The following is a 23,627-nucleotide window of genomic DNA, read 5'->3' on the forward strand; positions in this document are numbered from 1 at the left end:
ATCTCCTAAACTTTAAGACCTTTTTGTTCTGCTAGTTTAACGGCTACATCTAAGATCCAATCCTCCTGGCCAGCCACCGCTTGACGCTTGCCTAACTCCTCCATAATTTCAGAAACAGTAACTCCAAATTTCTCCGCTGCATGGCGAACATGTAACAGGAAGCTATTATAAACACCGGCATAACCGCTTGATAAATTATCACGATTGATCACAATGGGTGAAGGCATTAATGGGGCAACAACCTCCTCAGCGGTATCCATTAATATGGATAAATTAATTCCTAAATCGAGTTTCATTTTGTTCAAGACAGCTACTAAAACTTCAGTTGGAGCATTACCAGCCCCGGCTCCGAGTCCTCTTAATGTCCCGTCAATTTGGTCGGCACCTGCTTCCAGAGCCGCAATCGTGTTCCCGATGGCCAAGCCTAAATTATTATGAGCATGATATCCTACCTCAATAGTCAATGCCTCTTTTAATGCAGAAACCCGTTCTCTTACGGCCGATTGAATAAGAGCACCCGCTGAGTCAACAACGTAGACGCAATCCGCACCGTACGATTCCATCAACTTGGCCTGTTCTGCCAGTACACTTGCCGGCTGAGAATGAGACATCATCAAAAATCCAACCGCCTCAAGTCCCAATTCCTTCGCTAAGCGGAAATACTGCTCTGTTACATTGGCTTCAGTACAATGCACGGCGATACGGATAACTGAAATGCCTAATTCTGCTGCTTTTCTTAGTTCAGTGCTCGTTCCGATTCCTGGTACAAACAACGAAGCAATTTTTGCTCGTTTTGCCATTTCTACAGCCGTTTTAATCAATTCAAATTCCGAATGAACCGAAAATCCTTGCTGTATTGTCGAACCGTTTAGTCCAGCCCCGTGGCTGACCTCGATAACAGGAACACCCGCTTCATCTAGGCTTTGGACAATTTTCCGCACTATTTCCGGAGTAAAGCTGTGGCTGACAGCGTGATCGCCATCCCTTAGTGTTGTATCCGTAATTCTTGGTAACTTCATCGGTTAACCTCCTTTACACCGAGAAGATGTGTAGCATATAAATCGCCAACCTTATAGGCAGATGCGGTCATAATGTCAAGATTTCCAGCGTAGGTTGGGAAATAATCCCCTGCCCCGACGACCTCATTCATGATCACAACAGTCGGCAAACGCCCCCATGGTGTTTCACGATAATCTACAAACGGTGTTCCCTTTAAGCGATAACCCGGTACATAGCTCGATATCTCTTCGGCAATGGCTAGCACCGATGCTTTTACCGCTTCCTCATCAAACTCTTCTTTCATCACGCAGTATACTGAGTTGGTCATATTGATCGGTGGCTCTGCTGGATTGAACACCGGAATCGCTCTAGCCATATGAGCACCGCCAATTTGTTGAACTGCATTTGCCGTTGTCCGAACGAATTCATCGACATTTTGTCTTGTTCCTGGACCAATCGAAACGCTAGCTGCAGTGGTAATGACTTCAGCGTAATGGACGGGAACAATTCGACTGACTGCGTAAACAAGGGGCGTGGTAGCCTGCCCCCCGCATGAAATCATGTTTACGTTTTTCGATTCAAGATGATCATTCATATTAACTGTTGGTACAACGAATGGGCCAATGGCCGCCGGTGTCATGTCAACGGCTAATTTCCCTTTTGCCCTTATCGCCTCAGCATTTACCTTATGCGCTTTGGCACTCGTCGCATCAAAAACAATCTTGATTTCAGGATCCTCCAAAATGGCGGCAATGCCATGATGACTAGTTGAAATCCCCTTTGCTCGAGCCCGTTCCAATCCTTCTGAATGAGGATCAATTCCAGCAACTAATGAAAGCTCCATGTTTCCATCATTTTTTATAATTTTGTACATTAGGTCTGTACCAATATTTCCAGAGCCTAAAATGGCAACCTTTATTTTGGTCATCTTTCTTACTTCCTCTCTTGTTATCTAGCAATTAAGGCTTTACAACTTCCTTATTCGTAACAGGAGTTCCAATTAACCACCATGAATCAGGGAAGGCAGTTCCAATCCAAGTATCTCCGTTACCAGGAACGTCCTCCATTTCCCAAACAACTGGCTCCCAAGCAGGATCCAATATTAAATAACCAGAATCACCGAACAATTCAATTCGATTTCCACCAGGCTCATGGACATACATACAGAATGCTTGGCTTACCCCATGTTTATTTGGCGGAACCTCAATTGTGTAACCATGATCTTTAAGCAAATCGGCAACATCGTATAGATTTTGTGGAATTCCATACCAGTAACATAGGTGGTGTAATTTACCCTTCTCTTGATTTGGTTCTTGCATATAAGCGATTTCATGGACAAGATTGGAAACACTAATCCAACTACCAAGGACATTGCCGTTATCTTTGATTTGTTCACGCAAACGGAAACCAAGGGCATCCATCATAAATTGTGTATCTTTAGCAGGATTGGATGTCATCAGGTTAATATGGTCTAAGCGACGGACCGGTACCCCGCGATCAGGACGCTTCGAAGGACGATTTAATAGTTTTGATTTATTCTCTTCAGCTGCTTGGTAATATTCAACCTCCCAGAAGATCTCCATCTTATGGCCATCAGGGTTCGTAAATTGATATGCTCGGCCATGTCCAATATCTCCGTCAATCCAGCCAATGCCCAAGCCCGTTTTTTCAATTTCCTTGACGCGGCGGTACAGTGCTTGCGGAGAAGATGCGCGCCATCCCAAATGTCCTACACCGGCATGTTCAGCTCCGGTAATTTTCAACGTATTATGATAGAAATCTTCATAAGCACGAAGGTAGACAGACTTGCCTTCGCGGGCTGTAACTTCCATCCCTAGGAATCTAGTAAAAAATTCAACGGATTCTTCCAGTTTCGGTGATAGCAGCTCTACGTGTGCTAATTGTGCTACATCATAAATTGGTTCTTGAAAATTTGTCATCAAACATTCCCCCATTTTAATGAATTTGATTAAACTGATCGTTTTACTTATTAGAACCCATCTCTACTGGCTGTAAAGAGCAATATTTTCCATTAAAGAAAATGAGTGGTTCATCTTCTTCAAGCTTTATATCTGTAACTTTGCCAATGAACAATGTGTGATCCCCTTCGATATGTTCATTGACTACTTCACATGCAACTTGTGCAATTGCTCCATTGATAACAGGAAGACCATCAAGTCTAACAAAGTTCACCTCATGTTTTTCCTTCATTTGACCAGCAAAAATCATCGATAGCTCCTGCTGATTGGCCGCTAAAATATTGACGGCAAATTTCCGACTCCTGTTAATTTTGTCCAACATTTGTGCTCTTTCACCAATCGAAATCACCACCAGCTTTGGATCAAGGGAAACAGACATAAATGCATTAGCCGTCATCCCATGGACTTCTCCATTTACTTCAGTGGTCAGTACGGTTACACCGGTTGCAAACATCCCCATCACACTTCTAAACTTGCGATCATCCATGATAGTCCCCCTTTTTTATTTGTTAATAAATTCTCTTGATTGATCGGCCCAGGTGCTGTTCGTCCAACCATGTAAGTCATAATCATTTAAAGCGGAATCTACAAATGCTCTTTGAAGATCTGCGGCACCTGTGGCTTCAAAATGGAATAATGCTTCCATATTGATGTTTTCATGATTGCCTGCATAGTTAACCTCATATAATTCATGACGGCCGCCAAACTCGGTGCCGATTGTATCCCAAACCATTTTCAGTAATTTCACTCTGTCTTCAGCATTGATACCCGTACCACGATAGTAAGTATCCAGGTATGGTTTTAATTCAGGGTTTAAAAAGTCTTTTGAACTGGATGGCAATTGGATTAATCCTCCTGCAACCACCTGCTCGAAAATATTTTTTACTTTTACCCAGGCAAGCGGTGCAAGAGCACGGTACGCAGCACTTGAATATGAGTTCGGAATGACTAGTCCATTCGGTCCTTTTTCAGGTGCAGTTGCCATCGCCGTTGATAAGCCCCAGAACATATTTCGAAGAGCGACCACTTCACCAATTTTTGCTTGAACACCACGGAAATTCTTCGTTCCAGCTGCCTCGGTCGCTTTTAATAACAGGCCAGTCATAAAGTCCAACTTTACGGCTAGGCGAGTACAGCCATGGAAGGTAAAGCGTGGAATAAATCCACTTACCGCCGCAAAGTTATTGGAAACCTCCAAATTTCGGTAAGCAAGCACATTCTCCCAAGGAATAAATACGTTATCCAACACAATAACGGCATCATTTTCATCAAATCGACTTGAAAGTGGATAATCAAATGGAGTGCCAGTGGTTGCAGCTTGCAATTCATAGGATTGTCGACTGATCATCTTTAATCCTGGAGCATTCATGGGTACAAAGAATATCAGCGCATGGCTTTTATCTCCGTCCCCTAAATCAATCGTTCCGTAGTTAGCGACGAAGTTATAATTCGTTAGTGCAGCAGCCGTTCCAACCATTTTGGCACCGCTTACAATTATTCCGTCATCTTTTTCTGCCACGGCACGGACAAAGACATCCTTATTTTCATGTAGAGGTTTGGAGCGATCTACTTGTGGGTTAATAATCGTATGGTTAACAAATGGAACTTCCTTTGTGGCTTTTTTGTACCAGGCCTTTGCATTGTCTTCAAAGCCTTCGTAATAATGAGCAAATGCATTTAAATGTCCGATGAAGGAGGCTTTATAATCTGGAGTCCGCCCCATAAATCCGTAGCTCAACTTCGCCCATTCAGCAATAGCATCACGTGCGCCCAGTAAATCCTCAGCGCTTTCAGGTGTTCTAAAAAAGCGATGCGTTCGATCGCCATTTTCGGTTGTAGTAGTTAAAATATCACGCGTTTCTGGGGCATGCAGTGCATCATACATTCTGGCATAAGAGCGAGCAGCATTTCGATAGGCAGGATGTATCGTAACATCGTCAATCTTTTCGCCATTTAAATAAACCTCACGTCCATCCCGGAGACTTTCCAAATACTCTTGTCCATTAAGCAAATTTCCTCAGCTCCATTTCTTTAATTTTGATGAGAATGTTTTTAATGTTTCTACAATCCTTATATTAAATAATCAGAAAATTCTGCACAATGACACAGACTGTCAGAAATAATTAAATTAACCACCAATCACTGTTAGTTTAATTTTAATAATAAAAAAAGCCCGCCCCCATCCATGGCTAATTTCCATGAATGTGACTGACTTTTATAAAACCTATTTACGGATTATTTTTCAAACAAATGATAATCGATAATTTTTAAAACTTTCAGGGCAATGAGCAGTTGGAAGCTAACTTGAGGATTACGTAGATCCTGTTTAAGGAGGTCGGTAATTTTGTTAAGACGATAGCGAAGCCCGCTGATTGATAGCGCCAACTGGACTGCAGTTTGTTCAAGATTCCCGCCATTAACAAGGAAATGATAAAGCGTCTCGATTAATTCAATTTTATTGCTATCAAGATTTTCATAAAGCTTTCCAAGGGTATCTCGTATAATTTTTCGCAGCGCTTTTTCATTATGCTCATTAATTAAGACACCTATCACTCCCAATTCATCAAAGCTGGTGATTGGCTTTTCCCTTGAAGATAATCTTACGGCTGAGCGTCCTTCTTCGACTGCTACAGCAGCATCGACAATGTTATCGTTTGCTTTACTGATACCGGCTAAGAACGATACATTTTTTATATGCTTTTTAAGATGAGATAAAAGAGAATGAGTGTTTTTTTCGATATTTTGTACTTTCAATTGATTTTCAGGAATTAAGAGTAATAAACTATCAGCGCGTTGACTGATTAATACATTGCTCTGCTTTTCATTAAAAAAGGAACTTACTGTTTCAAAAATATTTGTGTGTAGAGTAAGTTCTTTTTCTCGACATTGTTTCGTAACCTGATAGCTTAAATAAAGTACATAGTAGCAATCGGTTAAATTCAGATTAAGAAAGCCTGCCTTTCTAATAATCTCAGAAGCAGAAACATACTTGCCACTAATGATTTCTTCTAAAAAATGCCCCTTAACCCGTTCCATTGATTCAAGTTCTGTTTTTTCTTTAAAAAATAACAATGAGCAAATGTTCGAGACCCTTCCAATAATCATCGAATCAATATCAAGATTAGGGATATTTTCATTACTATAAAGAAATGAACAATATCCAATAATTTTTTCGTCTAAAAAAATGGGTGTAACAAGTCTAGAACCGCTTGGCAGGTGAATAACCATCGTGTTTTTTATCGGTAGATTTTTTTTCAAAAAATCATTAAATTCATGCTTGAATGGCTTGTACTGTTCAACATTGATACCTTTTTTCGCCAACACCTGATGATGAATATTTTCGACAATAACAGGAAGATTGATTTGATGATTCACAATATCCAAAACTGACTGGATGTTATTCCCTTTTATTACTTCATCAGTTAGATCCGCATGGATTTTGGTTACAAATGATAAATTATTTTTTTCAATTAACAACTTTTGATAGGTTTGCTCAAGCTCCTTGATCACTGGTAATTCTTTGTGGCTATATTGAAGTTCTTCTCCCTTCTCATCCCATTCGGTAAGTCTGAGCCCTTCCCAAATACAACAAGGGGCCCCCTGCCCTTCACATTGAAGTTCTTTGAAAATGACCACTTCATTAATTAAAGCGCTTACATATCCGCTCGCATAACCAGTAAGCGTGAAACATACAGGTTCTTCTGCCTTTCCTAAATTTTCAATATGCTGTGCTGCCTCGAAGGATTTTTCCCATTTTCCAAGATAACGAATCGATTTTACCTTATTTCCGTCTATCTCTAACTGATAATCGGTAATTTTTGATTTAGCATGTCCTTTTAATGCATGTATTTTCGGACCATACTCAATCTTTTCAGCAAAACTTAGTGAATCATTATCAATTACAGCTTTCGCATCCTCTTTACCTAAATGCCAGCCGTATTTAAAGAAAAAGCTTTTCATCCTCTCTATCCCAATATTTTCAATTAAATCTCGCTGTAAAACGCCAAAAGCCAACGTCGGAATAATCACTGATCGTTCATTATTGCAATAAAGCAAATCGTTCTTTTGAAAAATACGCAATAAATCATGATTGAGTAGAACTTGATTTGGCTCCATCCTATTTCCCCTTCACGAGATGATTTTGTATAACATTCAAGTTCATTTTTATGATGATGGTTTAATTCAATAATTATAACTGAATTTTCTGTCAATTCAAAGTCTAAAACAACTTTCAACATCAGTTTTTCACCAAACTGGGCGAATTCCGCCTTTGAATATGTAAAACCGTCATATGTAATTATGTTTAAGTTTATTTTCCTAACAGCTAACTCTGTCTAAATTGAAACCATTCCTTTACTGGCCTTCAAGTTTAGTATTTATAAATAATAAATAAGTTAAAAGTTAAGGCACAACCAGCAAAAACTGCGAGTTGTACCTTTTTGCAGGCAAAATTCCCGATTTTCTGCTTAAGTAACCGTCCTTGTTTTACCAATCATGTTTCATTCAAGATGTTTCTCCGTTTCAAGTAAATTTGATAGGCTCAACATTTCGAGGATATGAAATTTGAAGTAAACCATCAATCATTTGAATATTCATGTGTTGTGCATATGTTGCTTCTGGAAGATTGATTATTCGCTCGAATTCTCCATATATTCTTTCCCTTTTGATTTCTTTTTCAAGTTGTAATATAGGATGAATTATTCCTTTAATTTTTAATTGCGTATTTGAGATTAAGTTTAGTGAAAGATTTTCACGATTAACACCCGGTATTTCGAGAATAATAAAGTTATAGTATTCATTTTGGTATATATCATATTTTGGTTGGTAATGACTTACTTTTACCATTTCATCAGGATATTTTTCTTCGAGTACACGAGTCCAAAAATCTGTTTTCTTGTATTCATTCGTTATTTGTAACCATTTTCTCATTTTCTCTATGTCCATCTTCCTGCTCCTTTATATTTGGTTGGCAATAGGCATAGAAGGATTCGCTATTTGATCCTGATCACTTACATCTGGATCTACATTCCTTGAATTTAAAACTGCAGTTGGTGGCGAAAAATCACCTAATGAAAAATTAGCTCCAATAAATTTACTATTAGCTGTATGACTGTTATGAACTGTAGGTCCTATATCAATATTCCCGTTTTGATTAGCACCGTTTACCTTGATATTAAAAATATTGATTTGGTAAGGCATGTCAAGTAACTCCTTTTATCTAAATTGGTGGAATTGGCGGCACTGGGCCCATTGGTGTACTAACATAAGCGTTATCCGCATTACCAATTGAAGTTTGATCGTTTACATCAGGATCATTTAATAAATTTTCCATGATTGCTTCTGTAGGTGATGTATCACCATAAGATGAATTTATTCCCTGAGATTTGTTATAGGCGGTTGGACTATTGTAAGATGCTTCACCAATTGTGATGGAGCCATTACCAGAAATACTATTGATTTTTAAATAATGTAAATTAATTACAACTGATGGCATTTGTATCACCTTTCTATCCTTTAACGTATCTTATCTTATCCTCACTTTATGTTTAATAGCGCCTATATGTTCCTTTAACATCTGGAATTCAGGAAAAAGGACAATCTACCTCGATAACAGTCTGGTGGTTGCCGAAAAAATTATTACATAAATGAAAAATAGCTCAACCAAGTTGAGCTATTTTTCAAAGATAGAACGGTAAAATTTAGTACCAATAATAAGGGTAAGCAGGATATCCATAACCATAGTCATAATACGGGTACCCATAGCCATAGCCGTAACCGTACGGTCCCAACAATGCACTACCTAATAATCCTCCTGCCAATCCTCCTAAAAAGGGATTAAATCCAAAACCAAAGCCAAATGGTCTTCCGAAACCAAATGGTCTCCCAAACCCAAACGGTCTTCCAAATCCAAATGGTCTTCCAAACCCAAACGGTCTTCCGAATCCAAACGGTCTTCCAAACCCAAACGGTCTTCCGAATCCAAACGGTCTTCTGCCAAAAATTCTTTCCTCATTCTCATGCGCTTGAACAGGCTCAAATTCGCTGTACATAGATTAATTCCTCCCATAATGGTAAATTAATTCATAAATTAACAATCTACAATCCTAAAAAATTTGAATCTATTTTTTCAGTCATATTTCAAATATTAGTTGACTTGCCACATGAAACAGTTATGTTTTACCTCTTGTAAATTTAACGTCTACAGACACCATCTCTATTTTCCTCCTCATGTATTTTCACACATAGTGTATGTGTCCATATCATGAACTGGATAGATTTTTGCCTATTTTTCCGTTTTTTGATTATTTTTGTTTTCCATTGCATTTTTCCTATTTTCCGCCTAGTTGAACGTACAGATCCTCCAACGGTTTTGAAATAATTTTGTTTAATTCCATCAGCAGCATATTTATATGGTAATCAGCCTCCAAAAACTGTTTAATCTTTACATGTTGTTGTGCAACTGCCTCCATATTTTTTAATGTTTCAACTTCTTGCTGTCTTATTTCCTGACCCATCATTTGTTTTTGCTGTAGTTGATAATTTAATTTGTTCATTTGATTAAGTATTTGCATTACCTGCGGGTCGGTATTCAGTTCATTGCAAAGTGTCTGAAACCTTTGATATTCATTGCTTGCACGAAAAATCTTTTCAAGATAATGAGCTGCTTCAAATAAATTTTCGGACATATCAATAACTCCTCCCTGTCTTTAGTCCCCTTCTATTTTTATCCGATTGCTTCAGGAATAGTGTATGAAGCAGTTTTAAAAAGGAGCAAGTATTGAAACAACGAGTTTTGAGTCTAAAAATATATACAGGTTCAATGCAGCAATCAACAAATCAGCATAAAAAAAAGGCTGGTCCTTAGAGCACCTGCCTCATTAAAAGAATTTATTTGATAATCAACATGTTGATTTTCGTATATGGATGAGAGCTTTTAAGCAAAATTTCCGGCTATTTTATAAAGGGATGCTTAAGAAGCGGAATTAAGCGGATATATTCCGGTTAACTGCTCTAAATAAAACAAAATACAAAGATTTGGATCATATAAACGGAAAAAATCCGCTTATTTTAAGGTTATTATGAGAATTTCCCAATTTAAACGGAATTGTTCCGTTTATTTTTTAAACAAAGTAAAACCAACCTATTTCTATACAATTTTGTATTTCTTTGCTAACTCAATCCATTCACTTTTTTTCTTAAATCCTAGTTTTTGGCCTATATTCCTTCTGTGAACCTCAACCGTTTTAATGGCTATGTTTAACCGGTTTGCTATTTCCTTTTGTGTGTAGCCAAGGACAGTAAAAATAAATACCTCTTTCTCTCTAGAAGATAAAGGAAGACTATATTGTTCTGATCCTTCTCCTTCAAAAACAGCCTCATTAAATACTCTTCGTCCAGCTAGTATATTTCGAATCTCTTGTATAATCTCATCGCCATGTAATTTTTTAATTAAATAGCCATCTGCTCCCAGATCGAACGCTTGTTTTTGATACTCTATTTCATCATGCATCGAAAAAATAGCAATTTTGACATCACTTGAAACCATCCGAAGTTCTCTTAGAACTTCTAATCCTTCTAGTGGATAGGTCAATGATAAATCCAAGAGGACTAAATCCACTGGATACTTTAAGAACTGCTGAATGGCCTCCTGACCATCTGAAGCGAAAAGAACTCCATTAACATCCATAGTTTGTTTAATTAATAGGGCTAGACCGTCCCTCACAATAGAGTGATCATCAATAATCAGTACGTTCATTTTCTATCTCCCCTAATGGAACATAACCTTCTACGATTGTATATTTCCCTTTTTCACTTATCCACTGTATTTCTCCTCCAATCATATGAATTCTTTCTATCATATGATATCGACCAAGCCCCTTACTTTGCTTGTTTTTCACATCAAATCCTATTCCATTATCAAAAATTTCAAACTGTACTTGATTCTCTTTTACTTTCAATTGAATAGTTACAAGCTTGGGATCACCATGCCTCACTGCATTAAGGACCGCTTCTTGAATAATCCGAAAGATGTGCAAGGAGTGCTCTTTGGATAAATGAGTTCCTTCCAAATCAATATCAGAGGTACATTCTACTCCATACAACAACGACCAGTCTTTGGCAAATCTACGAAGCGTGGTTTCTAATCCTAAATGTTCAAGAGTAGAAGGATGTAGCTCTTTCGATAACCGTTTAATATCTTCTAATGTTTTTCCCAAACCAGCCTCCATTTTCTTTAAGTGGGATGTAAAATCCTCATCTTGGATATAGGATTTCATGGATTGCAATCCAAGAAAAACACTGTACACGGTTTGGCCAATATGGTCATGCAACTCTCTAGCGATACGAATCCTCTCAGCTTCTTGAGCTGACATTGTGTCATGAATCAATAGTTGTTTGATTTTCAGTTGTTGTTTTTCTGTTGTCCATTTCGGATTTCGTAAAACAAGTACCCAATATTTTTGGTCTTTTATGAAAAATGGGGATAGACTCATCTCAAAAGATTCGTTTAGCCCTTTATATGTTGGCAACGTTGCCTGAAAAGCTGGTAAGGGATCCGGATTAGCTAAAACACAACGTTCCTCACCTTCCTTGACGTATCGTATCTGGCAATATGAACAGAAAGGAACTGGTTCAGCTAATTCCCATCCGGTCATTTGGTGAGCTAACGGATTCATGTATGTAATTCGACGTGAACTATCCATCATGATTATTCCTTCGAGCATATGTTCAAAAGCTTCCTTAAACCACTCGACATCCATATCCATACACTTCCTATTTTATTTTTTTATAACCTACAGCACATTGAGAGTAACTATAAGGAACTGGATTTTGTTTATATATTTCTTGGTAAGTATGATACACCAAAAATAACAAATACATAGATATTTCGAAATTTTGTCACAATTACAAACACTAATAAGGGAAAAACCTTATACGGACATTACAAATGTTTTAAATATTATTAATAAGAACATTCCTTAGCATGATATATGTCTGCTTATTCTTTCAAAGGAGAATAAATCTGTTTTTATGAACAAAGGAGAGATGTGAGATTTGGGGCTGACCTAATAAATTAAGAAAGATTATATTGCTGAAGTAAGAGAAAGGGGTACTTGTATGAAATTAAAAATGGCTTTATTAGCGCTTTTTTTCACTATTGCCACGGTGCTTACAGGATGTGAACCACTCATGGTTCTTGACCCGAAAGGGCCGCAGGCCGAAAGACAAGCTCATGATATTTGGGTTGCGATTTGGATCATGTCATCTATTGTAATTGTTGTTTTTGTTATTTTGATTTACATGTTAGTTAAATATCGTGCTTCAAAGCAAAGTCCGAACTATGAACCTCCCCACATTGAAGGGAGCAAATGGGTTGAACTTGTCTGTGTAGGAATACCGGTCATCATCGTTACTTATCTTTCGATCGTATCGGTACAAAGTAACTATATTGTCGAAGCAAAGCCGCAAGGATATGAGGACAAAGAGCCTCTTGTCATTTACGCTTCGTCGTCAGACTGGAAATGGCATTTTAGTTACCCGGAAGAAAATATTGAAACGGTTAATTATTTGTATATCCCTACTGACCGTCCGATTGAATTCAAGCTCTATTCATACGGACCGATAACAAGCTTCTGGATTCCGCAGCTGGGCGGACAGAAATATGCAATGGCCGACATGGTCACAACATTACACCTTGCCGCTGATGAACCGGGAGAAATGATAGGCCGAAACGCGAACTTTAGCGGTAAAGGAGTTGCTGAAAATACGTTTAATGTTACAGCAATGTCAGAAAAAGAGTTCGATGAATGGACAACAGATGTTAAGAATACTGCTAAACCGCTAACAGAGGAAAAATTTAATGAATTATTAAAACCGGGGCATCTCGGACAAATGACCTTTACAGGTACTCACTTAGCATTTAGTCCTGCTCCTGAACACCTTCACCATGGAGAAGAAGAGGACGAGTGTAATACTTTACCATTAGAGGACACTGAACAAGGAAGTCATGAGTAATTGATTTTATAAAATAAGCTGTGTTAAAGGTTAGTGTAGATTTTTCGCAAGTTGATTGGAGTGGAAGGCACGAAGACTCCTGCGGGAGTAGCTGGTATGGGAGACCCACAGGCGCGAAAGCGCCGAGGAGGCTCCCAACTAGCCCCGCGGAAAGCGAAGTGCCTGGAGCGGAAATCAACATTCAAATTTAACACATTCAAAAATAAGTAGTTGGAAAAATAATTTCCTTAAAGGAGTAAAGAACAGTGGAATTTTTTGAACGATTTGCTGTACCAAATCCTAGTCTAGCAATATATGTATCAATGGCTTTGATTGGACTAACAATGCTCGGAATAATCGCTGGTTTAACCTATTTTAAAAAATGGGGCTATTTATGGCGTGAATGGCTAACAACGGTTGATCACAAACGAATCGGAATCATGTATTTATTTGCTTCTTTAATTATGTTATTCCGTGGTGGAATCGATGCGATCATGATGCGTGCACAACTTGCTATGCCTAATAATAAGTTGCTTGATGCCCAGCACTATAATGAGGTTTTCACGACGCACGGGGTCATCATGCTCATTTTTATGGCCATGCCTTTTATCTTTGCCTTTATGAACTATGTAGTTCCGTTACAAATAGGAGCTCGAGATGTTGCATTTCCAAGATTAAACGCCTTAAGTTTTTGGCTATTCTTCTTTGGTGCCATGCTATTTAATATCTCTTTTGTGGTCGGGGGATCTCCTGACGCAGGGTGGACTTCTTATTTTCCACTTGCAGGGAACGATTTCAGTAAATCAGTTGGTACCAACTATTATATGATTTCCATTCAAATATCAGGACTTGGGTCGCTTTTGACTGGAATTAACATGATCACGACTATTTTTAAAATGAGAGCACCAGGCATGACATTAATGAAAATGCCAATTTTCACATGGAGTGTTTTGGTTACAAACCTTATTATTGTTACCGTTTTCCCTGTGTTAACTGTTGCACTTGTGATGGGAACGATGGACAGATTATTTGGAACCCACTTCTTCGCAACAACAAATGGCGGCATGGATATGCTCTGGGCCGACCTGTTCTGGGTTTGGGGACACCCTGAAGTTTATATCCTTATTTTGCCTGCATTTGGTCTATACAGCGAGATCATCTCAACATTTTCTGGTCGAAATCTTTATGGATATAAATCAATGGTTGCTTCAATGGTTATTATTTCTGCTCTTTCCTGTATGGTTTGGGCGCACCATTTCTTTACAATGGGCCAAGGGGCTCTAGCAAACAGCTTTTTCTCGATTACAACAATGGCAATTTCGGTTCCAACAGGGGTTAAGATTTTCAACTGGTTATTCACATTATGGAGAGGGAAAATCCGGTTTACCGTTCCGATGTTATACTCCATCGGTTTTATTCCGTTATTTGTAATCGGTGGTATGACAGGGGTAATGCTGGCGATGTCGGCTGCTGACTACCAGTACCATAACACAATGTTCTTAGTAGCACATTTCCATAATACCCTTATTCCTGGTTTTGCATTTGCCATGCTTGCAGGTCTGACGTACTATTGGCCAAAGATGTTTGGCTTTATGTTAAATGAAAGAATTGGGAAATGGGCATTCTGGCTTCTTTCTATCGGATTTTGCTTCGCATTCTTCCCAATGTACATTACCGGTTTAGACGGGCAGGCTCGTCGTATGTATACCTATTCAGAAGTAACCGGCTATGGATTATTAAATATGGTTTCCTTTGTTGGAGCAGGTATTATGGCCATTGGCTTTGCTTTAATTGTCTACAATATTTATTATAGTGTCCGATATTCGTCAAGAAATATTGGCGAGGATCCTTGGGATGCACGGTCGCTTGAATGGGCAACTCATACTCCTGTACCGGAATATAACTTTGCGATTGAACCGCATGTGGCTTCAACCGAAGCATTTTGGGATATGAAGAAAAAAGGTCACAATCTGTTTCCTGGAAAAGTAGAAAAAATTCATATGCCTAATAATAGCGGAGTTCCTTTTATACTAAGTGCAATATTCTTTGTCTGGGGCTTCTCTCTCATTTTCTCACTATGGATCCCGACGATTATTTCGACGATTGGAATCGTTGTATGCTTGTTCCATCGTTCATTTGAAAAAGATCACGGACGATATATTTCTGTTGATGAAATTAAAAAAACCGAAACCAATTTGCGAGGTGTAAGCTAATGAAAGTAGATCATACGCTTCCGTTAGAATATAGTACGAAACAAAATGATCTAAATATTTTTGGCTTCTGGGTTTTTCTTGCTGCTGAAATTATGCTTTTTGCAACACTTTTTACTTCCTATTTTACACTGGAGCATAGAACAGGAACAGGTCCCAGTGGAGCTGAGATTTTCGAACTGACCCCTGTTTTAATTGAGACTTTTATTTTATTAACAAGTAGTTTTACGATTGGCCTTGGTGTTCACGCAATGCGGATAGGGCGTAAAAAAGCGATGATGTCGTTCTTTATGATCACTCTTCTTCTTGGTCTAGCTTTCTTGGGCTTCGAAATCGATGAATTTATTACTTATATTCACGAGGGGGCAACCTTGCAGACAAGTGCGTTTACAGCGATCCTTATGACTACACTTGGAACACACGGTGGACACGTTACCTTCGGATTATTTTGGGGGATCGCCATCCTTTTACAAGTGAGAAAACGAGGGTTGACGCCTGAAACAGCTAATAAATCATTTATTTTTTCACTATATTGGCATTTCTTAGATGTCGTCTGGATCTTTATCTTCAGCTTCATCTATTTGAAAGGAATGTTGTAGAATGAGCGAATTATTTCCGCGCAAACAAATAATGGGATTTGTCTTTTCTATCTTTTTAACAGTAATTGCCCTTATGGTTTATTTCCTTCAGCTATCATTTGCACAAGGGATCACTATTTTAATGGTTACAGCGTTGGCACAGGCTTTGTTGCAACTAGTTTTCTTCATGCATGCTGGGGAAACAGAGGATAGATGGATTATCTATGGAAAAATCCTTTTTATGGTTACAATGGCCTTAATTACTGTTTTTGGAACACTACTCATTTTCCTTTGGGATATGTAGACATCTCCTAGAAAATCACAAAGCTATTCAGATAAATAATCATATAAAAAAACGCTGTTGATTCTGATTTCAACAGCGTTTTTTTTGTACGAATGCTACTCGTAATTATGCGGACACGGAGGACCTTATTTTTAAAAAAAACCACTAAATTGAAGTGGATGCGGACATCAGGTACGCTATTTGCTTTAAAAACATGAAAAATTGCTCTATTTTAGGCTAATAACGGAACCTATGTCCGTTTGTCCTCTCAAAATACCCTTTTTTCGATAAATAGCGGAACGTATGTCCGCTTCAAAGGGCTAAGCGTTTTTTCGATTGTTGAAATACTCCCATTTGCTTCCCTAGCACACATTATATCTGGCGTGCAAGGTATAGAAATGTATCCTCATATGGGATCAAGTCCTTCGTTAATTCATCCATAGCTTAAATTTTCTCGATTATTATGATACACATCACAGAAGACATACCACATTGGGTATAATATCTCCATGTAAAGAATTCAATTTATTGGAGGTTCTATCATGGGTCGATATGAACAACAGAGACAGTTTTTAAAATCTAATTTTCTTGAGTTTAAACACATTAAAACCGATAAGGCAAAAGGACTGCCAAAACCACCAACTGTTAAGCCCTATGACTCATCTTCTGACATAGTGAATCTGCCGGACGTTAAAGAGGAAATTGTAAAAAGGCAAACTATTTATGGGTGCATAAAGGAAAGGAGAAGTACACGACTTTATTCTGAGGAAAGTTTAACCATTGATGAGTTATCCTATCTTTTGTGGGCTACACAAGGCATCACTGGTACCAATAAAGGCGGACTTATACTCCGAACAGTCCCTTGCAGCGGGGCCACACATACATTTGAAACCTATCTTTTCATTATGAGGATTGAAGGTCTTCAACAAGGGGTTTACAGATATCTACCAGAAGACCACAAACTCTTATTTATGCATGAATTATCTGAAATAGATAACAAAATCGATGCTATCACACTTGACCAGCCATTTGTACCTAACTTTGCCAAAAGGGCTGCCGTGGTATTTGCATGGAGCACTACTCCCTACCGTTCTGAATGGAAATATGATATTTCAGCACACAAGAAAATTCTCATCGACGTTGGACATGTATGCCAAAACCTTTATTTAGCTAGTGAATCCGTTGACGCAGGAGCATGCGCGATCGGTATTTATGACCAAAAATTAATTGATGAGGTCCTAGGTTTGGACGGGGATGAAGAATTTGTCCTATACCTCGGTGCCGTTGGGAAAAAACGAACATAAAAACAAAGGGGCTAATTGCCCCTCAATCCGGGTCCATTTAGTTCATATCTGATACGTCCACGACATTTTTTCTGCATTACGTAGTATTTTGGGCAGTTCGCTAGCTGTTTCTGTCATCCTAGGATGAACAAATTGCACCTGTAGGATCTGTACCGTTGTCATTATGAAATGCCTACCAAAATGTTAAAAATGATCGGAAATGAATAAATTAGTTTACTCTCCTTCCCTCCGTCTGCCAATATTGATCGCGGAGGTTTCGTTTTAAGATTTTACCAGCGCCGCTTTTTGGAAGCTCGGCAACAAATTCAACCGATTTTGGCACCTTGTAGTTAGCCAGCTTTTGCTTTACATAAGCGATGATTTCTTCCTCCGTAATACTGTTTGCTTTTTTCAAAGCCACAACAGCCTTAATCGCCTCACCCCACTTTTCATCCGGGACACCTAGAACCGCGCACTCCAGCACTTCTGGAAGCTGGCTAATTGTCTGTTCTACTTCAACAGAATAAACATTCTCTCCGCCTGTAATAATCATATCCTTTGCCCTGTCGACCACATAAAAATAGTTATCTTTGTCCCGATAGCCCAAATCACCGGTATAATACCAGCCATCGCGCAGGGCGTTGGCGGTTTCATCCGGTAAGTTCCAATAGCCCTTCATGATATTTGGCCCTTTGGCCACGAATTGCCCGACTTCACCAATCGCTGTTTCCCTGCCATCAGGAGCAACTACCTTCATCTCGATTCCCGGAATAGGACGACCAGCTGCTGCCAAACGCTTGATTTTTTCTTCGCTTCCATCGAGGAGATGGTCTTGCCCATGAAGCATAGTAAGAATTGGAGCCGCTTCCGTCATACCGTAGGCTTGCCAAAATTGAACATTCTCCAGCTTTTCTAAGCCTTTCTGCAGAACACTGACCGCCATTGGCGATGCTCCGTAAATAATCGTCCGCAACGAATTGACGTATGGTTTATCAAATTCCGGCATGTTCAAGAGCAAATTAATCATCGTTGGCACTAGCAACGATGCAGTTACCTTCGCCTCCTTAATGACCTCCAGCACCCCATTTGGTGTGAACGAACGGATGAAAGTATGAGTCGCACCTAACATCGTAATGGAGAACGTTGCAGCTCCATCTGCTAAATGGAACATCGGTGCAGCGTGAAGATACACATCATCTTCCTTCAGGACACTGTAAAATAAAATACTATGATAGGCGTTCATGACGATGTTCTTGTGAGTGAGCATGACCCCCTTTGAACGTCCGGTTGTCCCTCCTGTGTAATAAAGACCGGCAACATCATCCTCGCATATACCCTCAAATGATAATGGTTGTTCAGGCTGTTGTTTCAGCAATACCTCATATTGAAGGATATCGCTTTGAACATCCGGAATCGAAGGATCGTCTTCATCCGAAGCTAGAATGACATGGCGCAGCCCTTTCACTTGTTGTTTAATTTGCGATAATACCCCTAAAAATTCCGGATGAATATATAAAACTTCAACCCCGGCATCATTTAAGATAAACGAAATCTCTTCGGCACTTAATCTAGTATTGATTGGGACGATAATCCCTCCAAGTGCTGTTGTCCCATACATAATCTCTAAATAACGAAATTCATTTAAAAGCAGGGCAGCAACCCGATCCCCTTTTTTAACACCTAGCTGAGAGAGTGAATGCTTGATTTTCGCAGTTCTTGCGGCAAATTGAGAATACGTAAATCGTTTGTCTCCATCAATCATGGCAACTTTTTCTGGAAAAGTTCGTGCTGCATGAAGAAGCCCCTTTGAAATTAACATATAATCTCTCCCTTATTTGTTAATAAAATGAAAATCGCATATATAACAGAACACACCATACCTAGGCGATTAATAGAAAAATGGACCCATGGTCACTGACCAAAAATTCAGGTGTACATCCCACCATTAATATTAAGCACCTGCCCATTTACATAATTGGATAATGGCGAGGCGAGATAAAAGATTCCTTCAGCGGCTTCTCTCATCGTTCCGGCCCGCTTTTGTGGAATCGATTGCTCGAACATCTTTCTGACCTTTTCTGGAATTCCGACTGCCACCCCGTCAACCGATTCTCCTTTTTCCTTCGGCTGAGTTAAGCGCGTGTCAATCATCCCAAAGGCAACGGCATTACAATTCACATTGAATCCAGCCCATTCCTTCGCAACCGTTTTCGTGAGACCAATTAATCCTGCCTTCGCCGAAGCATAATTAGCCTGTCCAACGTTCCCCGTCACTCCGGCAACAGATGATACATTCACGATTTTTCGATAATGGACCTTGCCCACCTCGATATCCTGCTTACCAGCTTCACGAAGGTATGGAGCCGCTTCGCGAATCAATCGGAATGGAGCGACAAGATGAATGTCGAGCATCTTCTGAAATTGCTCATCGGACATTTTATGAATTAAACTATCCCACGTATATCCAGCATTGTTGACTAAAATGTCTAGCTTTCCAAAAGCCGCAATCGTTTCATCGATCAGCTTTTTTGGAAAATGAACCTCCGTGACATCCCCGACAACGGAAATCGCTTCCCCACCTTTTGCCGTAATGGCTTGTAAAGTTTCCTCAGCAACATGATGTTCCTTATCGGAAATAACCACCTTTGCTCCATGCTCGACCATGATTTCAGCTAGAGCTCGGCCGACACCTCGACCGGATCCTGTAATAATCGCAACTTGATTTTCTAGTAATTTCACTTATTTCCCTCCATTCCGATTATTCGTTATCATCCTTTATAACTTCAAAAATCCCTGATAGTTTCACTTGCTCATTGCTTTTTACAACCAATTCGCCTAACATCCTTGTTTCGCCGGCGCATTCTATTTCCTCCGTAATTTGCCCTGTGATGGTTAACTTCTCGCCAGGATGAGTCATATTAACAAAACGAACCTTAAAATCCCGTAAATTTTGACGCGGAAACCATTGTGTCAGTGCTTGCCCAGCAAATCCCATCACCAGCATTCCGTGCGAAATCACGTCATCCAGTCCCGCTTTTTTAGCAATGGGAACAACTGTATGAATCGGATTAAAGTCACCCGACGCTCCAGCATAACGAACTAATTGGCTATGTGTAATCGGTGGTTTTTCCAATGGTTGAAGTATTTTCATCGTTTCGCTCCTTTTTTTAAAAGAATGATAGATTACTGTCTTTCTATTACGACTGATCTGGAAATCAAGACTAATTCGTCATGCTGATTTTTGTATTTCGTTTCAATTGTAAATAGGTTCATTTTTCGCTTTTCAATAGCCTCTGTGACCTTGCTACTGCAATGAATCGTATCGCCCGCACAAATATCACCTACATACGTATACTGCATTTCACCATGAAGTACTTTGAGCGGATTGATTTCAAGCGCTTCAATTAGTTGCTCAAAATCAGGGCCGGCCCACATGTCGATTACGGTTGCAAACGTAGGTGGAACGGGAACATCGCGAAACCCTGCGCTTTTGGCAGCCTCAACACTGTAATAAATGCTGTTGTCGTCGCCAATTGCATGGGAGAATTCTTTAATTTTCCCTCGTTCAACCGTATAGCTGTATGGCGCAAATTCGAGTCCAATTTTATTAGGAAGGTTATTTAGCATTTTCTTCACTCCTTAACGACGATTTTGGTAGGGGGCATTTTTTTATTTCAGTAGTAAAAATCCACAGACGGAAGTTTCTTTTTATGAAGCAGAAACTAAGATTGATTTTCTACAGACCTACTTAATCTTTTTGGTAAACTGTCACAACACATGCTCCACCTAAGCCTAGGTTGTGCTGTAAGGCAGTCCTCGCACCTTCTACTTGTCGATCTCCTGCTTCTCCTCGCAAATGCCAAACGAGCTCAGTAGCCTGTGCCAAACCGGTTGCCCCAAGTGGATGACCCTTGGACATTAAGCCTCCGGATGGATTGATGACAAACCTACCGCCATAAGTATTGTCACCATCATTAATGAATTTCTCCGCTTCGCCTTTGCCACATAATCCCAAGCCCTCGTAAGTAATAACCTCATTCGGAGTAAAACAATCATGAAGCTCGATGACATCGATGGCTTCAGGTCCAAAGCCTGCCATTTCATAAGCTTGCTTGGCGGCCCTTGAAGTCATACCACTGCCAACTAAATGCATGTAATCCTCATGGCTATCAGGTTTATCTGTCGACATTGCTTGGGCAATGATTTTCACCGTACGATTGATGTTGTGTTTTTTCGCAAATTGTTCGCTACACACAATAACAGCTGCAGCCCCACAGGTTGGTGGACAAGCCATAAACCGTGTTAGACCCGGATAGACGGCAGGTGCATTCATGACTTCAGCCAAATACATTTCCTTTGTGAATAAAGAATACGGATTATGGATGGCATGCCGGCGTGATTTGACAGCAACTTTCCCATAAATGTCAGGATTAGCACCTGATTTTTCCAGATATTCTAACCCAGCTGCTCCAAACATCTTCAATGCAAACGGACCATCTGGCATTTCGGGATTCAATTGGTGAAACCGGTCATTCATCCATTGGAACGGCGAGGTACGATCAGCCCAATTTTCACCTAATGCCCCCGGCTTCATTTCCTCAAACCCAAACGCTAATACACAATCAACTGCCTCTGATTCCACTGCCTGTCTTGCTAAAAATAAAGCGGTAGATCCGGACGAGCAGTTATTGTTGACATTTATAATCGGAATTCCTGTCATCCCCACCTTATAAAGTGCGGTTTGCCCGCAGGTGCTGTCCCCGTAAACATAGCTGGCATAGGCTTGCTCAACATCTGAGTACGAAATTCCCGCATCCTTCAGCGCACCATTGATGGCCTTTGCAGCCATGATTTCGTAAGGCTCATTCTTGCCCGGTTTTTCAAATTTGACCATACTAACACCAATGATATTTGCGTGCTTTGACATTGTGATTCCCCCTTGTGAAACGATTTTTTCTATTGAATGAATCTCCTCATACCATCACTAAGCAATTTTTTCGCACAATATTAACTCTATGAAGCTTTTCCAGAAACTATCACTATAAATCTACTTACCTAGTACATCCTTGCTGATGATTTCTTTCATTATCTCGGATGTCCCCCCATAGATTCGCTGCACTCTTGCATCTGTATAAAATCGAGAAATGGGGTACTCTTCCATATAACCGTAACCGCCAAACAACTGTAGGCAGCCATCAACTACCCGACCTTGCGCTTCAGTAGTCGACAATTTCGCCACACTCGCATCGGCTGCACTCAAACGATTATCCGCCAATAACACCATGCAATGATTCGTAAAAGCACGGTTAACCTTTGCTTCGGTAACCATTTCGGCAATTTTATGACGAATAACCTGGAACTGGTGCAGTGATTTACCGAAAGCTGTTCGCTCCTGCAAATAGTTGATTGTAATTTCTAATGCACCTTCCATTGCACCACACGCACCTACTGCGAGAATCGTCCGTTCCCTAGGTAACTCCTTCATTAACGTGATAAACCCGCAATCAACTTTGCCAAGGATTTGGCTTGCTGGAACGACCACACTATCGAAAAATAACTCTGACGTATCAGCTGAATGGAGCCCGATTTTATTCAAATTTTTCCCCTTAATGAACCCGTCACTTCCAGCTTCCACGATAAACAACGATGTTCCTTTCGGGGCCGGAACATCTAAATTTGTCCTTGCTGCCACAACCGCGAAGTCCAAGTGTTGGCCATTGGTAATAAAAGTCTTAGAGCCATTGATCACATACTCACCGGTTGCTGGATTTTTGATTGCCGTCGTTTTGATTCCCTGCAAGTCACTACCTGCACCCGGCTCGGTCATCGCAATGGCACCCACCCATTCTCCCGAAGCCATTTTCGGTAAATATCGCTGCTTGTGGGCCTCGTTCCCAGAGTTGAGAATATAATGCGCAACAATATTAGAATGAACAGAGATATTTGTGGCAACAGAATTAAATCCAAGCCTGCAGAACACATCGACAACACAGGCTGAAAATGGTAATGCAGCTCCCAGTCCGCCATATTGCTCGGGAATATCAACACAAAGGAAACCGGCATCACCAAGCTTTTTCCACAGCCATTTTGGAAGGATTCCATCCTTTTCCCATTTTGAGTAATAGGGTTCGATTTCCTTTTTGGCGAATGCTTCAATCGTTTTTTTAAACAATGTAATCTCTTCTTCAATCGCTAGTAGACTATAATTCAATGTCGTTCCCCCTTTTTGTTCCTTTGCATATATACAATGCAAATCCCGTGCCATCTATAAAATAAAGCAGTTTACATGAAAATATGTTAAG

General features: G+C 39.8%; 24 protein-coding genes. 5 read left to right on the top strand and 19 right to left on the bottom strand.

Annotated elements, in window-relative coordinates:
- Window positions 1-5: 5 nt before the first annotated feature.
- The 13 genes from dmpG to ACI48O_RS10005 form a co-directional block, all read right to left on the bottom strand.
- Complete coding sequence (dmpG, locus tag ACI48O_RS09945; RefSeq protein WP_435561649.1) at window positions 6-1,019, bottom strand: 4-hydroxy-2-oxovalerate aldolase; 1,014 nt, start codon at window positions 1,017-1,019, stop codon at window positions 6-8.
- On the bottom strand, window positions 1,016-1,927 hold the full coding sequence (locus ACI48O_RS09950) for an acetaldehyde dehydrogenase (acetylating) (RefSeq protein WP_435561650.1): 912 nt from the start codon (window positions 1,925-1,927) through the stop codon (window positions 1,016-1,018). Before ACI48O_RS09950 ends, dmpG begins: the two co-directional genes overlap by 4 nt.
- A gap of 31 nt (window positions 1,928-1,958) precedes the next feature.
- Window positions 1,959-2,939: a catechol 2,3-dioxygenase gene (locus tag ACI48O_RS09955; RefSeq protein WP_435561651.1), complete on the bottom strand. Its 981-nt coding sequence runs from the start codon at window positions 2,937-2,939 to the stop codon at window positions 1,959-1,961.
- 43 nt (window positions 2,940-2,982) lie between these two features.
- A complete protein-coding gene (locus ACI48O_RS09960; protein ID WP_435561652.1) occupies window positions 2,983-3,465 on the bottom strand; it encodes a flavin reductase family protein in 483 nt (160 codons plus the stop codon).
- Between the two features lie 15 nt (window positions 3,466-3,480).
- Entirely contained in the window at window positions 3,481-4,989 is a 1,509-nt protein-coding gene (locus ACI48O_RS09965; protein ID WP_435561653.1) for a 4-hydroxyphenylacetate 3-hydroxylase family protein, read from the bottom strand.
- Between the two features lie 224 nt (window positions 4,990-5,213).
- Window positions 5,214-7,094, bottom strand: coding sequence for a XylR N-terminal domain-containing protein (locus tag ACI48O_RS09970; RefSeq protein WP_435561654.1), 1,881 nt, complete (start codon window positions 7,092-7,094; stop codon window positions 5,214-5,216).
- Between the two features lie 405 nt (window positions 7,095-7,499).
- Complete coding sequence (locus ACI48O_RS09975) at window positions 7,500-7,922, bottom strand: Hsp20/alpha crystallin family protein (protein WP_435561655.1); 423 nt, start codon at window positions 7,920-7,922, stop codon at window positions 7,500-7,502.
- Between the two features lie 12 nt (window positions 7,923-7,934).
- A complete protein-coding gene (locus tag ACI48O_RS09980; RefSeq protein ID WP_435561656.1) occupies window positions 7,935-8,177 on the bottom strand; it encodes a spore germination protein in 243 nt (80 codons plus the stop codon).
- 19 nt (window positions 8,178-8,196) lie between these two features.
- Entirely contained in the window at window positions 8,197-8,472 is a 276-nt protein-coding gene (locus tag ACI48O_RS09985) for a spore germination protein (RefSeq protein ID WP_435561657.1), read from the bottom strand.
- Between the two features lie 205 nt (window positions 8,473-8,677).
- Entirely contained in the window at window positions 8,678-9,028 is a 351-nt protein-coding gene (locus ACI48O_RS09990; RefSeq protein WP_435561658.1) for a hypothetical protein, read from the bottom strand.
- A gap of 279 nt (window positions 9,029-9,307) precedes the next feature.
- The gene (locus ACI48O_RS09995) at window positions 9,308-9,664 is read right to left on the bottom strand and encodes a YlbF family regulator (protein ID WP_435561659.1); all 357 of its coding nucleotides are present in this window, start codon (window positions 9,662-9,664) and stop codon (window positions 9,308-9,310) included.
- A 461-nt stretch (window positions 9,665-10,125) separates the two neighbouring features.
- Window positions 10,126-10,734 (bottom strand): response regulator, encoded by a 609-nt coding sequence (locus tag ACI48O_RS10000; RefSeq protein ID WP_435561660.1) that lies wholly within the window; start codon window positions 10,732-10,734, stop codon window positions 10,126-10,128.
- The gene (locus ACI48O_RS10005) at window positions 10,715-11,737 is read right to left on the bottom strand and encodes a sensor histidine kinase (protein WP_435561661.1); all 1,023 of its coding nucleotides are present in this window, start codon (window positions 11,735-11,737) and stop codon (window positions 10,715-10,717) included. The genes ACI48O_RS10000 and ACI48O_RS10005 overlap by 20 nt, the downstream gene beginning before the upstream one ends.
- A 358-nt stretch (window positions 11,738-12,095) precedes the next feature.
- On the opposite strand from ACI48O_RS10005, the gene qoxA reads away from it, so the two are divergent.
- From qoxA to ACI48O_RS10030, 5 genes are all read left to right on the top strand, one after another.
- The gene (gene qoxA, locus ACI48O_RS10010) at window positions 12,096-12,992 is read left to right on the top strand and encodes a cytochrome aa3 quinol oxidase subunit II (protein ID WP_435561662.1); all 897 of its coding nucleotides are present in this window, start codon (window positions 12,096-12,098) and stop codon (window positions 12,990-12,992) included.
- 245 nt (window positions 12,993-13,237) lie between these two features.
- A complete protein-coding gene (gene qoxB / locus ACI48O_RS10015; protein WP_435561663.1) occupies window positions 13,238-15,184 on the top strand; it encodes a cytochrome aa3 quinol oxidase subunit I in 1,947 nt (648 codons plus the stop codon).
- A complete protein-coding gene (gene qoxC / locus ACI48O_RS10020) occupies window positions 15,184-15,780 on the top strand; it encodes a cytochrome aa3 quinol oxidase subunit III (protein WP_435561664.1) in 597 nt (198 codons plus the stop codon). The genes qoxB and qoxC overlap by 1 nt, the downstream gene beginning before the upstream one ends.
- A 1-nt stretch (window position 15,781) precedes the next feature.
- Window positions 15,782-16,063, top strand: a complete 282-nt coding sequence (gene qoxD / locus ACI48O_RS10025; protein WP_435561665.1) for a cytochrome aa3 quinol oxidase subunit IV — start codon at window positions 15,782-15,784, stop codon at window positions 16,061-16,063.
- A 521-nt stretch (window positions 16,064-16,584) separates the two neighbouring features.
- A complete protein-coding gene (locus ACI48O_RS10030) occupies window positions 16,585-17,346 on the top strand; it encodes a SagB/ThcOx family dehydrogenase (RefSeq protein WP_435561666.1) in 762 nt (253 codons plus the stop codon).
- Between the two features lie 208 nt (window positions 17,347-17,554).
- Here the strand turns inward: ACI48O_RS10030 and ACI48O_RS10035 are convergent, their stop codons facing one another.
- The 6 genes from ACI48O_RS10035 to ACI48O_RS10060 all read right to left on the bottom strand — a co-directional run bounded on the left by ACI48O_RS10035 (window position 17,555) and on the right by ACI48O_RS10060 (window position 23,536).
- A complete protein-coding gene (locus ACI48O_RS10035; protein ID WP_435561667.1) occupies window positions 17,555-19,144 on the bottom strand; it encodes a long-chain-fatty-acid--CoA ligase in 1,590 nt (529 codons plus the stop codon).
- A 107-nt stretch (window positions 19,145-19,251) separates the two neighbouring features.
- Complete coding sequence (locus tag ACI48O_RS10040; RefSeq protein WP_435561668.1) at window positions 19,252-20,064, bottom strand: SDR family NAD(P)-dependent oxidoreductase; 813 nt, start codon at window positions 20,062-20,064, stop codon at window positions 19,252-19,254.
- 19 nt (window positions 20,065-20,083) lie between these two features.
- The gene (locus tag ACI48O_RS10045) at window positions 20,084-20,476 is read right to left on the bottom strand and encodes a MaoC/PaaZ C-terminal domain-containing protein (RefSeq protein ID WP_435561669.1); all 393 of its coding nucleotides are present in this window, start codon (window positions 20,474-20,476) and stop codon (window positions 20,084-20,086) included.
- A gap of 32 nt (window positions 20,477-20,508) precedes the next feature.
- Window positions 20,509-20,952 (bottom strand): MaoC family dehydratase N-terminal domain-containing protein, encoded by a 444-nt coding sequence (locus ACI48O_RS10050; RefSeq protein WP_435561670.1) that lies wholly within the window; start codon window positions 20,950-20,952, stop codon window positions 20,509-20,511.
- A gap of 121 nt (window positions 20,953-21,073) precedes the next feature.
- On the bottom strand, window positions 21,074-22,252 hold the full coding sequence (locus ACI48O_RS10055; RefSeq protein ID WP_435561671.1) for a lipid-transfer protein: 1,179 nt from the start codon (window positions 22,250-22,252) through the stop codon (window positions 21,074-21,076).
- Window positions 22,253-22,372: 120 nt separating this feature from the next.
- Window positions 22,373-23,536, bottom strand: coding sequence for an acyl-CoA dehydrogenase family protein (locus ACI48O_RS10060; RefSeq protein WP_435561672.1), 1,164 nt, complete (start codon window positions 23,534-23,536; stop codon window positions 22,373-22,375).
- Between the last annotated feature and the right edge of the window lie 91 nt (window positions 23,537-23,627).

The organism is Neobacillus terrisolis (genome assembly GCF_051233475.1).
Taxonomy (GTDB): domain Bacteria; phylum Bacillota; class Bacilli; order Bacillales; family Cytobacillaceae; genus Bacillus_BU.

Bases quoted from the DNA above. Each gene is read 5' to 3' on its own strand.
- dmpG (WP_435561649.1), bottom strand. From the start codon at position 1,019: ATGAAGTTACCAAGAATTACGGATACAACACTAAGGGATGGCGATCAC.
- ACI48O_RS09950 (WP_435561650.1), bottom strand. From the start codon at position 1,927: ATGACCAAAATAAAGGTTGCCATTTTAGGCTCTGGAAATATTGGTACA.
- ACI48O_RS09955 (WP_435561651.1), bottom strand. From the start codon at position 2,939: ATGACAAATTTTCAAGAACCAATTTATGATGTAGCACAATTAGCACAC.
- ACI48O_RS09960 (WP_435561652.1), bottom strand. From the start codon at position 3,465: ATGGATGATCGCAAGTTTAGAAGTGTGATGGGGATGTTTGCAACCGGT.
- ACI48O_RS09970 (WP_435561654.1), bottom strand. From the start codon at position 7,094: ATGGAGCCAAATCAAGTTCTACTCAATCATGATTTATTGCGTATTTTT.
- ACI48O_RS09975 (WP_435561655.1), bottom strand. From the start codon at position 7,922: ATGGACATAGAGAAAATGAGAAAATGGTTACAAATAACGAATGAATAC.
- ACI48O_RS09980 (WP_435561656.1), bottom strand. From the start codon at position 8,177: ATGCCTTACCAAATCAATATTTTTAATATCAAGGTAAACGGTGCTAAT.
- ACI48O_RS09985 (WP_435561657.1), bottom strand. From the start codon at position 8,472: ATGCCATCAGTTGTAATTAATTTACATTATTTAAAAATCAATAGTATT.
- ACI48O_RS09990 (WP_435561658.1), bottom strand. From the start codon at position 9,028: ATGTACAGCGAATTTGAGCCTGTTCAAGCGCATGAGAATGAGGAAAGA.
- ACI48O_RS09995 (WP_435561659.1), bottom strand. From the start codon at position 9,664: ATGTCCGAAAATTTATTTGAAGCAGCTCATTATCTTGAAAAGATTTTT.
- ACI48O_RS10000 (WP_435561660.1), bottom strand. From the start codon at position 10,734: ATGAACGTACTGATTATTGATGATCACTCTATTGTGAGGGACGGTCTA.
- ACI48O_RS10005 (WP_435561661.1), bottom strand. From the start codon at position 11,737: ATGGATGTCGAGTGGTTTAAGGAAGCTTTTGAACATATGCTCGAAGGA.
- qoxA (WP_435561662.1), top strand. From the start codon at position 12,096: ATGAAATTAAAAATGGCTTTATTAGCGCTTTTTTTCACTATTGCCACG.
- qoxC (WP_435561664.1), top strand. From the start codon at position 15,184: ATGAAAGTAGATCATACGCTTCCGTTAGAATATAGTACGAAACAAAAT.
- qoxD (WP_435561665.1), top strand. From the start codon at position 15,782: ATGAGCGAATTATTTCCGCGCAAACAAATAATGGGATTTGTCTTTTCT.
- ACI48O_RS10030 (WP_435561666.1), top strand. From the start codon at position 16,585: ATGGGTCGATATGAACAACAGAGACAGTTTTTAAAATCTAATTTTCTT.
- ACI48O_RS10035 (WP_435561667.1), bottom strand. From the start codon at position 19,144: ATGTTAATTTCAAAGGGGCTTCTTCATGCAGCACGAACTTTTCCAGAA.
- ACI48O_RS10045 (WP_435561669.1), bottom strand. From the start codon at position 20,476: ATGAAAATACTTCAACCATTGGAAAAACCACCGATTACACATAGCCAA.
- ACI48O_RS10050 (WP_435561670.1), bottom strand. From the start codon at position 20,952: ATGCTAAATAACCTTCCTAATAAAATTGGACTCGAATTTGCGCCATAC.
- ACI48O_RS10055 (WP_435561671.1), bottom strand. From the start codon at position 22,252: ATGTCAAAGCACGCAAATATCATTGGTGTTAGTATGGTCAAATTTGAA.